This is a genomic window from Paraburkholderia sp. GAS199 (assembly GCF_050436585.1).
GTDB lineage: Bacteria > Pseudomonadota > Gammaproteobacteria > Burkholderiales > Burkholderiaceae > Paraburkholderia.
The window spans coordinates 461,940-476,651 of record NZ_JBNDMM010000001.1; the positions used below are offsets into that span (position 1 = coordinate 461,940).

Genomic DNA, 14,712 nt, shown 5'->3' on the forward strand with positions numbered 1-14,712 from the left:
CAACTTGAACCTGCACAATCGTCATGACGTCACGCTACCTCACGTGAGCCGCTGACTCCGCAAGGCCGGCGGCAGCGGATGACGCGACGACGAAAACGACGGCGCCATTGGCGTATTCTCACCGGTGGGCAACTTCGCCCAGCCCTTCATCTGTTCCACCGGATCCGCACTTTCGACCACGTCGTAGCCTGCGCTGGTCAACCGGTATTCGGCGGGTGTGGTGCATTCGGTCACTAGTCCCATGTCTTTCAGCAAAGCAAGGTGGAGTCTGACCTCCGGCCAGCTATGCTCGACCTTCCCGCCAACCCCGATTTCAATGTCTTTGCAGCATTGGGTCGGGTTTTTGTGACTCTCCATGAACAGAAGTATCGTTTTAAGAAGTTCACTATTTCTACGCATGTCGACCTCCACGTTGATCTTGTGAATTCCTACGATATCAGGCTTGCAAGAAACGCGCACAAGATCGCCAAAAAATAAGCGGAAAACACAAAATATTAGGATTATGACCTGAATCTATAAGCGCTGATTGATCTTCGAAGCGTCAGATTTAATCAAAACAAGGATACGCAATCCTGCGCCGTCTGGATCGATCGCCACCCCTGCGGACATGCGCACTGCCGACTTCTTCCGTCATGGCCATACTGCGGCGGAAACGCTCCCTTCAAAGATTTAGCGCGAACCTAATTGGCTCGTTTTTTTGACGCATTTAACGTCAAATTTGACGCTTCATTTTTAAATCTCCCAAAACAATACCTTCGTCCAATTGCGACCAGTCCAGCAGTGTGGCGTAATCCTCGCCATCTACTCCAGCGCATGTGCGCACCTTCCAGTCTTGATTAAGCATGATGAATCGAAGTGGATGCAGCGCGGTGTCGGGGGCGAGCAAGGGGTTTTAGCCATCAGACTTTGCGCCAACTTGCCGTCCCGTGCAAACCTTTCAGGCGATCTGCTTTCAAGGCTTGAGAGAAGTAGGACGGCGCCCTGATCGCAAACCGCTTTGAGCTGGGCGCAGACCGTAAGAACTGTCGGCAACACCAGGTGGATCTCGCAATCCTTTTAAGGAGTTTGGAAAATGTTCACGTTCACCCACCGCAATCCCGAGATGACGCTGGACAGAGATCATACGGCCCTGTTCCTCGCTGACATGCAAAACGAGTTCCTGTCGGAAAGCGGCAGCTACTATCCGATGATCGAGGAAAGCCTTAAAGCAAACAAGGTAGCAGACCACCTTGAGGACCTTTTGCGTTGCGCCAAAGAAATCGGCTTACCGGTTATTCATTCGCCACACTATTACTACCCGACCGACATGCAATGGGTCGCGCCAGGCGGCGCTATCTCGGACTATCTCGCCACGCAAGTGAGCTTTGTCGGCCGCAAAGACCCCGTCGATCTGGAAGGCTTTCATGGTTCCGGCGCAGATTATCCGGAACGCTTCAAAAAATATCTGCAAGACGGAAAGACTGCCAACACGTCGCCGCACAAAGGTGCTTCCGCTCGCACCAATGATGTCATCAAGCAATTGCGGATGCGACGTATCGAGAAGGTCATCATGGCAGGTCCGGTAGCGAACATCTGCCTTGAAGGGCACATGCGCGACATTATTGAAGAAGGATTTGAAGTGGCCATGGTTCGAGATGCCGTCGCAGGCGGATGCAATGAAGAAGGCGATGCCTACCTCGCCGCGATGGTCAATTACCGCTACATGGCTAATGCGGTGTGGACGACGGAAGAGGCAATTGGCCGAATGAAGGCAATCGCTTCCTGACGGGCGATTTGTGAGGCTGAAAAGAGGTGTGTTGCTGCGAACCGATTGACATGGCATGCGCGTATGGAAGCCGTCACACCTCCTTCGTCCTTATCGGCTTGACTCAATCGCTCTGCAACGTTAAGCCCAATGAACTGAAGTCATTGTCAGCGCGTGGAGAGCGATCGACGGCCGCCGTCCTCCTGAGAGCTGGCGAAGGCTTCAGCCTTGCTCAATCTCCATTGACCAGTCACCAGGGCAGCGACGTCTCGATCATCTTTAGCTAACGCGATTAAAGAAATTCAGCCTTCTGGTCAAAGGAGTTCGGACGGACCACGTTCCACCTCGAAACATGAATGCGCACGCCACATGCTGATCGCCAAACCCAACGGCATGGACGTGAACACAACGTGCGATAAGCGTGATTCCCGTGGATTGAATCTGGCCAATTTAAGAGTCGACACGATCTGGCAGGCTACCGATGAACACATCATCTGCAACATCGTCTCCTCGACGCTGGATCGCGGGTCCTGCTTCGATCGGCTTGAGCCAATGCCCGGTGATGCGCTCCTTGGTCTCGGCAAGTATCTGGCTCGACAGCGCTGGATCGTCGACGATCCGCGACATGGTCAGCGCGCCGAGTAACGCCGAAAAAGCGAACATGGCGGCGCCGTCGTCGGTTGCGCCCTTCTCGGCCATGCTGGTGATGATCTCGCGATATCCGTTCGTTGCGGCTCGCCGTGTCTCCGTGTCAGCCCGGGCAAGCTCGCTCCCCATCGCGATAAGAGGGCACTCGCCCAGACAGTCTCTGCGATTTTTATCCGAAAGGTAGGCTTGGAAATGTTCGATAAAGGCACGCTCGCCCGCATTGGCCGATGCATCGATCGCGTCAAGGGTGGATTCCATTCCGGCCGCGCAAGCTTCGGCCACCAGATGATCCTTGGACGAAAAATGGCGATAGAAACCGCCAGGCGTCAAGCCGGCCGCAGACATGATCTCGGCAACGCCAGTAGCGTGAATTCCGTTATTTCTAAACGCCTGCGCAGCGGCCTGAACAATCCGTTGACGCGTCGCAGCCGTCTCAGCCTTCGACTTTTTCATACCGTTACTCCTCACTGCATTCGCAACTCAGTTTTCCAAATTTCGATACCTGCCGCGCCAGACGCTTTGCTTGTTGGCCAGGTTCACCGCGTTCAACTCAACGGCAAAGGCCAATGCCCGCCAGTGCTTGATGCGCAACGCTATTCGGTGAACTCGCAGACTGCTGAAGATCTCCGCTTAGACACGACACCGAGATGTCTACAGCAACTCTCATCTCTTGACAATATGGATTATACCCATTATCTTGCGAATCGATAGTGCATGTTGATCATCTAACACGGAACAGGTCGATTCGTTGACCCACCCAGCCTAGTCATCTAATCAGGATTATCATGAATAATCGTCTAAACCAGGCCGAAGCGAGTGCCGTCACTCCAACGAGTTCGGCAAAACCGCGCGGCACGCGTTGGGTCGGCAAAGCCGTCGCCTTAGCGGTTATCGTCGCTGTTGCTGCGACTGCGTATCACCTGCATGAATCAACCTCTGCGCCTGTCGCTGCTCCACCGCCGCCGCCTGTTGCCGTTAGCGCGCCGTTGCAACGCGACATCGAAGGGCGGCTTGGTTTTCTGGGTCAGTTCTCCGCGGTAAATCGCGTCGAGTTGCGCGCTCAGGTGGGTGGCACGCTCACGCAAATCGCCTTTAAAGATGGCGACATCGTGCATAAAGGCGATCTGCTTTTCGAAATCGATCCTGAGCCTTATCAGATCAAGTTGAGCGAAGCGAATGCCGAACTCGAATCCGCTAATGCACGGTTGGCACTGGCAACGCGCCAACTAGCACGCGCTCAGGAACTTCAACGTTCGGAAGCCGGCACGGTAGAAAACGTCGATCAGAAGGTTGCAGAACAGCGCGCTGCTCAGGCAGCCGTCGACAATGGCAAGGCGCTCGTCCACGACGCGAAGTTTGACCTCGACCGTTGCCGTGTTTATGCACCGTTCACCGGCCGCATGGGTACGCACCTGGTCTCCACGGGCAATCTGGTTTCCGGCAGTCGCGCAGCAAGCAGCCCGACGACATTGCTCGCGACGATCGTCTCACTCGACCCGATCTATCTCGACTTCGATATGAGCGAGAACGACTACGCCACGTTCCAGCAAGTTCGCGCGAATCAGAAGGGAGCGCTAGCCGACAAGGTGAACATTTCGCCGACCGGCGATTCCGCGTTCAGCAAGCAAGGCACGCTCAACTTCATCGACAACACACTTGATCGATCGAGTGGGACGATTCATGCGCGCGCTACGGTTCCGAATCCTGATTTTGCGCTCACGCCGGGCGGCTTTTCACGCGTGAGACTGGCGGTGTCCGCGCCTCAGCCTGCTCTGCTCGTACCCGATGCCGCTGTTCTCCAGGATCAAACGAGCCATACGGTATATGTTGTCGGCGACGACGACGTTGCTACGCCGCGTCAGGTTGAAGTCGGCGATCTTCGTGGCGGTCTGCGCATTATCCGGTCAGGGCTAAAGCCGACCGACAAGGTGATCATCGACGGAATTCCGACCGTTCGCCCGGGTTCGAAAGTCGCGCCTCACGCTGGAACGATCAAGTTCTCTTCCGAGCAGGTCGAAGAGGGCGCGAAATCATGAAACTCACTCACTTCTTCATTGAGCACCCCCGCTTTGCGGCCGTGCTCAATATCTTTGCGGTGCTGATCGGCCTGGTGACGATGGTAAAACTGCCAATCGCCCAGTACCCCAATATCGTTCCAACTACGATCCAGATCGTGACGTCCTATCCGGGTGCGTCGGCAGACACCATCGCTCGCACTGTTGCAACGCCTCTCGAGCAGTCGGTGAATGGCGTTGAAAACATGGACTACATCACGAGCCAATCGACGAGCGACGGCCACCTCGCGATTACCGTGATCTTCAAGGTTGGTACAGATCCGAACACCGCACTGCTGTTGACGCGTAGCCGTGTGGAAGACACGCTTTCACGCCTGCCCGAAGAAGTGCAGTTGCAGGGCGTTCAGGTGAAGAAGACGATTCAGGCTCTTTTGCTGGGTGTTCACGTCTATTCGCCGGACGGTTCCCGCAGCCCGGAATATCTGTCTAACTACATGCTCAAGATCCGCGATCAGATCGCGCGTTTGCCGGGCGTGTCGGACTTCCAGTTGTTCGGCGAGCGGCAATACGCGATGCGAATCTGGATCGACTCAGATAAAGCCGCCTCGTACAACATTAGCGCCAACGAAATTCTCGCCGCGCTACGTGCGCAGAACACCTCCGTATCGGCGGGCGTGCTTAACCAGCCACCTGTCTCTAACAACGGTATCGGCGCCTACCAGATCAACGTTGACGCGTTGGGCCGACTCACCACGCCCGAGCAGTTTGCCGACGTCATTGTGAAATCCGACCCACAAGGTCGTGTCACGCGCATTCGCGACATCGGCCGCGTTGAACTGGGCTCGGTGGACTACGGTTCCAAAGCTTATGCAGACAAGTACCCTTCCGCTCCCTGGTTCGTGATCGCAACGCCCGATGCAAACGTCGTGGCAGTCGAAAACGAAATCTGGGACAAGATGGCGGAGTTGAAAAAGACGTTCCCGACCGGCGTCGATTACATCCGGATCTACGACCCGACCACGTTCGTTTCCCAGTCGATTCACGAAGTGATCAAGACCATCATCATCGCGATCCTGCTGGTGGTTGGCGTGGTTTATCTGTTCCTGCAGAACTGGCGTGCGACGATCATTCCGGTTGTCGCGATTCCGGTCTCGCTGTTGGGCACGTTCACGATTCTTTCATTGTTCGGCGCGTCGATTAACAACTTATCGCTATTCGGGCTGGTGCTAGCCGTGGGGATTGTGGTGGACGATGCGATTGTCGTCGTGGAAAACGTCGAGCGGAACATGGCGCTCGGCATGTCGCCACGCGAAGCTGCACACCAGACGATGAACGAAGTGTCGACCGCGATTATCGCAATCGCGCTGACACTGTGTGCTGTGTTCGGGCCGACCGCTTTGATGTCCGGCATTTCGGGTCTGTTCTTCAAGCAGTTCGCGATCACAATCGCGGCGTCCACCATCATCTCGTGCTTTGTTTCGCTGACACTCAGCCCTGCTCTTTGTGCAGCGCTGCTCAAGCCGCACGAAATGGAACATGTCGGTGAGCAGGCTTCGACCGCATGGGGCCGCTTCCATCACGCCACTTTTGGTCGATTCAATGCGTCGTTCGAATGGCTGTCTGACAGGTACGGTAAGGTTACCGGTCGCGCCGTTCGCGCAACAACGCTCATGCTGATCGTCTACGCCGGCCTGATTGCAGCCACCGGCCTGCAGATGGCCAGAATGCCGACGGGGTTTATTCCGGACCAGGACATCGGCTACCAGGCGGTGATTGCATTCCTTCCGCCGGGCTCCAGTCTTGAGCGTACCGACAAGGTGATCCGCGAGATCAACGATATCGTGCTCAATACGCCTGGAATGAAGGGCGTGACTCATACGTCACCGGTTACCGGCTATGACGTCACCACAGGCACGATTGCGCCGAACGTCGGCACGCTTTTCTACGGTCTTCCTTCGCTGTATGACAAGCACGTTCCGGGTGTCAACGCGGCAACGATGCTGGTGGAAATCCGCAAGCGTGTTGCGAGCATCAAAGACGCTGTCGTAGTCGTTATCAATCCGCCGCCTGTTCAGGGTCTCGGTTCGGCGGGTGGCTTCAAGCTCATGCTCGAAGACCGCGCCGGGTTGGGTCCTCAGGCACTCGCTCAGGCAACCAATGCACTGGTTGCCGCAGCAAACAAGGATAAAGTCTTCGGTGGCGTATTCACGCTCTACAACGCAGGCGCACCGTCTGTCTATACCGACATCGACCGCTTGAAAGCGGAGAAAATCGGTCTGGTCCCCAACGACGTGTTTTCCACGATGGAGCTGTACCTCGGCTCGCAATACGTGAATGACTTCAACTTCTTCGGTCGCACCTACCAGGTACGCGTGCAAGGCGACGAAGCATTCCGGCGCACACCCGAGGACATTGGCCGACTCAAAGTGCGAAACTCCGCCGGCAATATGGTATCGATTAGCAGCGTTGCGACGTTCACGAACACCACGACACCGTACCGCACACCTCGCTACAACATGTATCCAGCCGCGGAGGTGATGGGTGCGGCCGGCCCCGGCCATTCGTCGGGCGAAGCAATCGAACGTATGGAACAGCTTGCGGATCAGGTGCTCCCCAACGGCATTGCGTACGAGTGGACCGATCTTGCCCATCAGCAGAAAGAGCAGACCATGTCTCCGCTGGTGATTTTTGCAGCGTCGGCACTGTTCGTGTTCCTCGTGCTTGCCGCTCAGTACGAAAGCTGGAAGACGCCGCTGGCGATTGTGTTGATCGTCCCGATGTGTCTGCTTGCTGCGTCGATCGGGCTGAATATGCGGGGCATGCCGATCGATATTCTTGCGCAAATCGGGTTCGTGGTTCTGGTGGGGCTGGCGGCTAAAAACGCGATTCTCATCGTCGAATTCGCCAAGCAACGGCAGGACGAGGATGGAGTGAATGCGGAAGATGCAGCAGTGCATGCAGCGCATGTGCGGTTGCGCCCCATCTTGATGACCTCGCTCGCGTTCATCGCTGGTGTCGCACCACTCGCAATTGCCAGTGGCGCGGGTGCGGAAATGCGGCAGTCGCTCGGCACTACGGTTTTCTTCGGCATGCTCGGGGTGACTATCTTCGGTCTCGCTTTCACGCCGGCGTTCTACGCGTTCGTCAAGAAACTCGGTGTCAAGAATACTGTTCAGTTGCCACAGCAGCTTGGCAGCGGAGATGCACAATGACCTATCTACTCGAAAGAACGTCGAAGGCGATCATCGGCGGCCTGGTTGTCGCCGCCGGCCTCGCCGGATGTGCAGTCGGTCCCGACTACGTTGCGCCGAAAACAGAAATGGCGCCGTTCCATAACACCGACGCGGTCGCCAGCAGACAGACTACGCTCGCCGCGCCGAAACTGGACAACTGGTGGACCGGCTTCAATGACCCGATGCTGGAAAAGGTCGTGCAGCGAGCGCTGGACCAGAATCTTGGTCTTCAGGCATCCATTGCACGCGTAGCCCAGGCTCGGGCCGCCGCGCAGGCAGCAGGCGCTGCGCTTCTGCCGACTGTGGACGCAGGCGCCTCTTATACGGCGGAGCATCAGAGCACGCAGAGCCCGCTGGGCGCGCTGGCGAGCGCTTTTCCGAACTACAGCCGCGACCAGAAGGAATATGTGGTCGGTGCAACCGCTAGTTGGGAAATCGATCTCGCCGGTGGACTAAGACGAGCGCATGCGGCCGCGCGCGACGAAGAACAGGCTGCCGAGGCCGATCAACTCGGCACGCGTGTCACGGTTGCGGCGGATGCTGCGGACGCCTATCTGCAGATTCGTGGACTACAGGCGCGAGTTGCTGTCACTCAGGATCAGATCGACACCGATGCGCATCTGCTAGAACTGGTCCGCGCGCGCAAGACCGCCGGCGCTGCGGATGAACGTGAAGTCGCGCAAGCCGAAGCTTTGCTGCGTCAGGCTCGTGCATTGATGCCTTCGCTGCGCGTCGCCCTTGAAGCACAACTCAACCGGCTGGATGTGCTGATGGGTGCCCAGCCCGGCACCTACGCTGCTGAGCTCAATGACAACGCCGCTGTCATTCCGGATATCCCGGCGATCGGCACGGGTGATCAGCCGATTGATGTGCTTCGTCGTCGGCCTGACATCATTGCGGCCGAGCGTCATCTGGCCGCATCGAACGAACAGATTGGCGTGGCATTGTCGGATTACTATCCAAAGATTTCGCTGTCCGGCGCGTTGGGTTTCGACAGCTTGACCACGAACCATCTGTTCAGCGCGAAGGCTTTCCAGCCGGTTGGCACGGGGGCTCTGCAGTGGCGACTTTTCGACTTCGGCAAAGTAGACGCCGAAGTTAAACAGGCGCGTGGTGGATATGCGGAAGCGCTCGCGCAATACAAAGAAGCTGCGCTTAAGGCCACTGAAGACGTCGAAGATGCCTTTATTACGCTCTCGCAAACAGAACTTCGTGCGCAAGAGCTTCAACAGGAAGTCGCCGCGCTCACCAGAGCGCGTGATCTATCCGAGAAGGCTTATCGTGCCGGCTCGATTACGCTGACCGACGTGCTCGACGCGGATCGACTGCTTCTCGTGTCGCGTGACGACCTGGATGCAACACGAGCCGATGCGGCGCGAGCAGCAGTCAGGACCTTCCGCGCACTAGGAGGCGGCTGGGATTCTCCACAGCAGGTCGCACAGAAGGATTGATCGAGCGACCGTCCATTCCGTAGCCATGGGATGGACGCCCGTTATGCCGACAAGAAACGCGCCGATATGATGCTCGTCATATCGGCGCGTTTCGTTTCATCACACACGTATGGAGATTCAGATTGTCTCTTTGCTGCTTTCAGCGGGTCTGAATGCGTGCAAGAAAGTCAAAGCAGTCCGTGCATGTAATCGACAAAGGCGTGTAACGTCGCCTCATTTCGCCTGAAGCAGACAGACTGACTTACCTTCCGCGAAGTAATCAGCCCCGCACGCGACAGTGTTGCCAGGTGCGCGGAAACGGTAGATTGAGCGAGTCCGCAACGCCGATCAATCGTTGTTGCGCTCACACCAAATTCGAGAGGCAGCTCCTAGTCGGCAAAATATAACTCTGGTTCGCGCAACCAGTTGAGAATATTTCGCCGAACGGGATTGGCCAACGCTCGGTAAATCGCGTCTACATCCAGTTTTTCCATCGACAGCAGTCTGTCCTGTCATCCAAGGCCCACGCCACGAGCGGCCGGTGGGTTGATCAGTGCGAGTTGTTGACGCTCACTCAGCACGCCGTGGATTTGCGAAACCACCGCAGCGCCTTCTCCGACACCTGCCGCAACGCGTTTGGTTGAACCCGATCTGACGTCGCCTATCGCAAATACGCCCGGCACGCTTGTCTCCAACGTGTGATCGACGTCATCCGGGCGTCTGTGTGCGCGCGAACCCGTCAATACGAATCCCTTATCGTCGGTTGCCACGCTACAGCCCTCCAGCCACCCGGTGTTCGGCACGGCGCCCGTGAAGAGAAACAGATGCTTGGTATCGAACGAAATATTGCCCGTGTTCGTCTTGCACTCGATCTTCTTCAAGCCGGATTCGTCGCCAGTCAGTGACGTTACCTCCGTCTCTACATGCAAGGTCACGTTGGGTAGGCGCGCGATTCGGTCTATAAGATAGCGCGACATGCTCGCGTCGAGACTGCGCGCGCGAATCAGCAGATGGATGTGATTGGCGTGGGACGCCAAGAAGACAACGCCCTGGCCGGCCGAATTACCGCCTCCGACGACAGCCACATCGAGACCTCGGCACAATTTGGCTTCGATCGGCGACGTGCCGAAAAAGACGCCGCGCCCGATGAAGCGATCGAGTCCGTCGATATCCGGTTTACGGTAGGTTGCGCCCGACGCGATCACCACGGCGTGCGCCGCGATCGACCTGTCGTCATCAAGCTCTATTTCAATCGGAGTACGCTCACAATGCAGAGCTTTGGCTTTCGACGGAATGCTGATGTGAACGCCGAACTTCTGGGCCTGTACAAACGCTCTACCCGTTAGTGCCGGTCCGGAAATTCCCGTTGGAAAACCGAGGTAGTTTTCGATTCGAGCACTGGCGCTTGCCTGCCCACCCGGCCCGCGGCTATCGAAGATAGCAACGGACAAGCCTTCGGACGCGGCATAGACGGCCGCGGCAAGCCCGGCAGGACCGGCACCGACTATCACTACATCGTAGATGTTGCCCGAGTCGAATTTAGGCAACCAGCCTAGCTGAGCCGCGAGGCGGTTTTCATCCGGCGCACGCAAAACCGTGCCGTCAGGGCAGACCACGATGGGGAATTCCGCTTTAGAGGCGGAGATTTTTTCCAGCAGGCTAACCGTCTGCGCGTCGTCGTGGGCATCCACAACAGTGTGCGGATAGGCATTTCGTTGCAGCAAGCGCTGCAGCGAAATCATGCGCGCATCGGAAGTATCGCCCACCAGTACTGGCCCACTTCCATTTTCGATCAGTGCGGCACGTCGGACAATCAATGCCCGCATGATCTTCTCACCGATCTCGGCTTCAGTTACAAGCAGGCTTCGCAGATCTGCCGACGCTATCACGATACCTTCGGTGTCTTCGACCGCGAGACCGTCGCCAAGGCAGGGATGACCGAACAGCTGGGCAATTTCACCGAGAAAGTGTCCCGCATGCTGGTCGACGACGCGATGCACCCTTCCGATAGCATCTCCTCTCGACACCCGCACCAGGCCACTGAGGATGATTATCAGCCCCGGACTCGGATAGCCCATCGTAAATAGCGCTTCGCCTGCTTTCCACTTCGAGACGGACCCGAATGTCCGCGCACGCTCAATCTCGCGCGGCGACAATGACGGAAACATCTGATGAAGACGGCTACTAAGCGGCGAAAAAGCCGCGTCGGCTTCAATTGCCTCGATCTCAGCGGCACTATGCTGCGAAATCACATTGGACGCGTCAGCAAGATAACGCTTCGACACAGACGCCGTCTCACCCAAGCCGAGTAAAGCATCGGTCGATGTGGCTAACGGTACATCTGACCCACCTTGTTTGTTCATTTGCGTCTCTTCAAGCAATCAAATACAAACTGCAGAACTGGCTTAAATTCATCGCAGCGCGGTGCCACGCGGCGCATGCAAAAGAGTAACGCCGAATGAACCTTCTAGCAAACGAGCATTAGCCAGATTCCGCCAGTATTGCCCGCAGAGCGGGCACAACTCTTCGCTTCTGCTTAAAACCTTGCCTGATCCAGGTACAACTGGGCCATCGCGGAGAACCGTACACCCTGAAGACTTGCGCGGGTAACGATAAGCGAATCTTCGAAATAAGTGATGATGAGCGGCGTTTCGTCGGCCAACAGGCGCTCTATCTGTCCCGCCACCCTTTTCTGTTGTTGCACGTCGAGCGTCGACGTGTAGATCGCCACCAGCTGATCGTATTGCGGATTGGCAAAGTGCGCTGCATTCCATGCACCACCGCTCGTCAACGGACCGCGCAGGAACGGGTCTGGAACCCCACGATGGCCGTAATCGGTCATACCCATGGGCGCATCGAGCCAATCCGATTTTCCTGGCGTACCCGCACCGTAATACGCCTCCTGGGGCTCGACATGCAGTGACAGGTTCACCCCGATCGATTTGGCTGCATTCTGAACGACGACCGCGAGGTCGGGCATTTCGAGGAATGCCTCCGTCGTCAACGTTGCGGAAAATCCATTTGGTACGCCCGCCGCTGCGAGGCGCGCTTTCGCACCACTAACGTCCTTTGCTCTTTGAGGCACGGATGAGTCAAACGCCGGGAAAACTGGCGCGAACGGATGATCATTAGCCACTACGCCCCGTCCCATCAGCAAACCACGCACGATGGCGTCCCTGTCGAGACTCAAAGCGAGCGCCTGGCGAACGCGTTTGTCCTTGAAGACGCCCTCATCCGTGCGCATATGGATTTGCCGATGCGTGCTCGAGCGCGCCCCGGCTATTCTGAACTCGGGATTGTTGAGCAAAGCGGCGCCGCCATGAACCGTGAAGCGGGTCAGCACGTCCACTTCACGTCCTTGCATAGCCAGCAGTTGCCCTTGCTGGTCGCCATAAAACTTGAATTCCACTCGCGGAGTTCGCGCTTTGGGTCCCCAATAGTCGTCGTTACGTACGAACGACGCACCGACTCGCGGCTGAAAACGTTCAAGCCTGTACGGACCAGTACCCATGAACGACTGCTCGTACGGCCCCTTGAAATCGTCGGGAAGAATCACTGCGTTGACCGTATCCGACGACACGTACCAGGGAAACGATCCATTCGGCGCGTCCAGATGAAACTCAACGGTTTCGTCGTCACGAGCCCGGGTACCGCCCTTTGACAACACGCCCTTGAACGTCGAGCGGGCTGCCGATCCGGAAGCCGTATCAGTGAGCCGGTCGAACGTGGCGGCCACGTCTTTCGCCGTTAGCGGCTTGCCATTCTGGAAGCGGACTCCTTTGCGGAGTTTGAATGTCCACACAGTGCCACCAGTGTTTGGACTCCAGGATACGGCGAGCGCAGGTTGCAGTGTGAATGTCTCGCTGCTGGCGTTCAGCAGGTATTCGCCGCTCTGGTTAAGAAGCGCCGGACTCGCGACGTCGAACGCCGTAAGTGGATCAATCGCGCCGGAAGGCATCGGATGGCCTACGCGAATGGTGTTTGCAGGCCCCACAGCGGCGCGCGCGCTGTTCGCCGTCATCAGTGCACCACCTAGCGTCCACAAGCCGAATACGCTGCCGATCCGCAAAAGTTCACGGCGCGAGAGGCGCCCAGCCAGGAATTCGTCGACAACGTGATTCTGAGCTTCATTGCCATTCTCGCGAATCGCACGGAACGGATTTCTTCTGTCTTTCATCGGTGATTGAAATAAAGAGTTGATTGCCAAAAATGCATGACCGAGAAGTTCAAGCCATGACAGAGCGGCCGCTCATTAAATGCCGCCGCTATTGGCGAAAGCATTAGTGCGGCGTCGAAAAATTGTTTGAAGGTCGTTCAAGACCGAGCTTGTCTCGTAGCGTGCCTTTCCCGTAGCTCGACTGAGCGAGCCCGCGTCTTTGCAATTCGGGAACCACGCTATTGGCGAAATCGGACATATCCTGCGGTAGCACTGGAAACATCAGGTTGAAGCCATCACACAAACCGGACCTGAACCACTCTTCCATGAAGTCGGCAATTTCGACGGCGGTTCCCGCGACGACGGGTGCAGCACCTGAGCCGACGAGTTGTCTTGCCACTTCCCTAATGCTCATGCTCTGTGCCTTGAAAGCTTTGAGCCTTGCGAGGTTGCTTCGCTGACCGTCATAACTATCCTCATCCGGCAAGTCTGGAAGTGGGCCGTCAATGGGAAGAGAAGAAACGTCGATCTGGCACCAACTCGACACGAGGTCGACTGCCATCCGCTCCGGGACCAACGATTCGAGAAGTTCGCGTTTTTCCTTTGCCTCGGCGTGGGAGGCCGCGAGAACCGGCTGTATGCCCGGAAGAATCTTCAAACTGCCTGGCGAGCGACCACAGCGCGCGAGACGATCGTTAATCTCACGGCGATATGACAGGCCTTCTTCCAGACTTCGGCACATCGAGAAGTGTAGATCCGCATGCGTGGCTGCAAGGTTTTTTCCGTCGCCAGACGATCCCGCCTGAACGATGACAGGATATCCCTGTGGCGGTCTCGGTACATTCAGCGGACCGCGCACATTAAAGTGTTGCCCAGCATGTTCGATGCGATGCACTTTTTCCGGATTGGCAAACAGGCCCGCTTTTCGGTCGATTAGCACCGCTTCATCCTCCCAGCTATCCCAGAGCGCTTTGACCACCTTCAGATATTCTGCGGCGCGGTCGTAACGGTGCGCGTGCTCCAACGTTGCATCGCGGCCGAAATTCATGGCTTCTTCATTCATACCGGACGTCACGACATTCCAGGCGACGCGTCCACTGCTGAGGTGGTCGAGCGACGCAAACATGCGGGCGACGTTGTATGGCTCGCTGAAAGAGGTCGATAAAGTACTAATCAAGCCAAGATCCCGGGTAACCGTGGAGAGAGCGGCCAGCAAGGTAATGGGTTCAAGCCGCGCATTGGCATAGTGTGCGACGTTACTTTCGAATGTGTCCCACATTGCTACATGATCGGCGATGAACAAGGCGTCGAGACACGCCGCCTCTGCTATTGCGGCAAGTTCGCGGTAGTACTGGAGATCAAATACTTCGAAACCCGGCGCGGCAGGGTGGCGCCAGGACATTCGATGGTCGCCTTGCGGGTTGAAGAAAAAAGCACTCAAAATCATCCGTTCCTGATCCATGCCAGCTCCATTGCCTGTAGCACT

10 protein-coding genes and 1 pseudogene are annotated in these 14,712 nt (G+C 56.9%); 4 read left to right on the forward strand and 7 right to left on the reverse strand.

The features are described from left to right. Positions 1 to 39: 39 nt before the first annotated feature. Positions 40 to 243, reverse strand: coding sequence for a hypothetical protein (locus tag P3T18_RS01950; RefSeq protein ID WP_429298222.1), 204 nt, complete (start codon positions 241 to 243; stop codon positions 40 to 42). 469 nt (positions 244 to 712) lie between these two features. After that, entirely contained in the window at positions 713 to 886 is a 174-nt protein-coding gene (locus P3T18_RS01955; RefSeq protein WP_429298223.1) for a hypothetical protein, read from the reverse strand. Positions 887 to 1,072: 186 nt separating this feature from the next. On the opposite strand from P3T18_RS01955, the gene P3T18_RS01960 reads away from it, so the two are divergent. Further along, positions 1,073 to 1,765, forward strand: a complete 693-nt coding sequence (locus tag P3T18_RS01960; RefSeq protein WP_429298224.1) for a cysteine hydrolase family protein — start codon at positions 1,073 to 1,075, stop codon at positions 1,763 to 1,765. 429 nt (positions 1,766 to 2,194) lie between these two features. On the opposite strand, the gene P3T18_RS01965 is transcribed toward P3T18_RS01960, so the two are convergent. Then, positions 2,195 to 2,845 carry a TetR/AcrR family transcriptional regulator gene (locus tag P3T18_RS01965; protein WP_429298225.1) on the reverse strand — a complete coding sequence of 217 codons (651 nt, stop codon included), beginning with the start codon at positions 2,843 to 2,845 and terminating at the stop codon, positions 2,195 to 2,197. A 332-nt stretch (positions 2,846 to 3,177) separates the two neighbouring features. Here P3T18_RS01965 and P3T18_RS01970 point away from each other — a divergent pair, with 332 nt between their 5' ends. The 3 genes from P3T18_RS01970 to P3T18_RS01980 are packed head-to-tail and all read left to right on the forward strand — an operon-like array spanning position 3,178 to position 9,091. Next, the gene (locus tag P3T18_RS01970) at positions 3,178 to 4,428 is read left to right on the forward strand and encodes an efflux RND transporter periplasmic adaptor subunit (RefSeq protein ID WP_429298226.1); all 1,251 of its coding nucleotides are present in this window, start codon (positions 3,178 to 3,180) and stop codon (positions 4,426 to 4,428) included. Then, the gene (locus P3T18_RS01975) at positions 4,425 to 7,619 is read left to right on the forward strand and encodes an efflux RND transporter permease subunit (protein WP_429298227.1); all 3,195 of its coding nucleotides are present in this window, start codon (positions 4,425 to 4,427) and stop codon (positions 7,617 to 7,619) included. Before P3T18_RS01970 ends, P3T18_RS01975 begins: the two co-directional genes overlap by 4 nt. Beyond that, positions 7,616 to 9,091, forward strand: coding sequence for an efflux transporter outer membrane subunit (locus P3T18_RS01980; RefSeq protein ID WP_429298228.1), 1,476 nt, complete (start codon positions 7,616 to 7,618; stop codon positions 9,089 to 9,091). Before P3T18_RS01975 ends, P3T18_RS01980 begins: the two co-directional genes overlap by 4 nt. A 167-nt stretch (positions 9,092 to 9,258) precedes the next feature. Here P3T18_RS01980 and P3T18_RS01985 read toward each other — a convergent pair. From P3T18_RS01985 to P3T18_RS02000, 4 genes and pseudogenes are all read right to left on the reverse strand, one after another. Beyond that, positions 9,259 to 9,564, reverse strand: a pseudogene (locus tag P3T18_RS01985) (ArsR/SmtB family transcription factor). 18 nt (positions 9,565 to 9,582) lie between these two features. After that, positions 9,583 to 11,433, reverse strand: a complete 1,851-nt coding sequence (locus P3T18_RS01990) for an FAD-dependent oxidoreductase (protein WP_429298229.1) — start codon at positions 11,431 to 11,433, stop codon at positions 9,583 to 9,585. Positions 11,434 to 11,606: 173 nt separating this feature from the next. Beyond that, entirely contained in the window at positions 11,607 to 13,247 is a 1,641-nt protein-coding gene (locus P3T18_RS01995; protein WP_429298230.1) for an ABC transporter substrate-binding protein, read from the reverse strand. Positions 13,248 to 13,350: 103 nt separating this feature from the next. Then, positions 13,351 to 14,688 carry an LLM class flavin-dependent oxidoreductase gene (locus P3T18_RS02000; protein ID WP_429298231.1) on the reverse strand — a complete coding sequence of 446 codons (1,338 nt, stop codon included), beginning with the start codon at positions 14,686 to 14,688 and terminating at the stop codon, positions 13,351 to 13,353. Positions 14,689 to 14,712 lie beyond the last annotated feature (24 nt).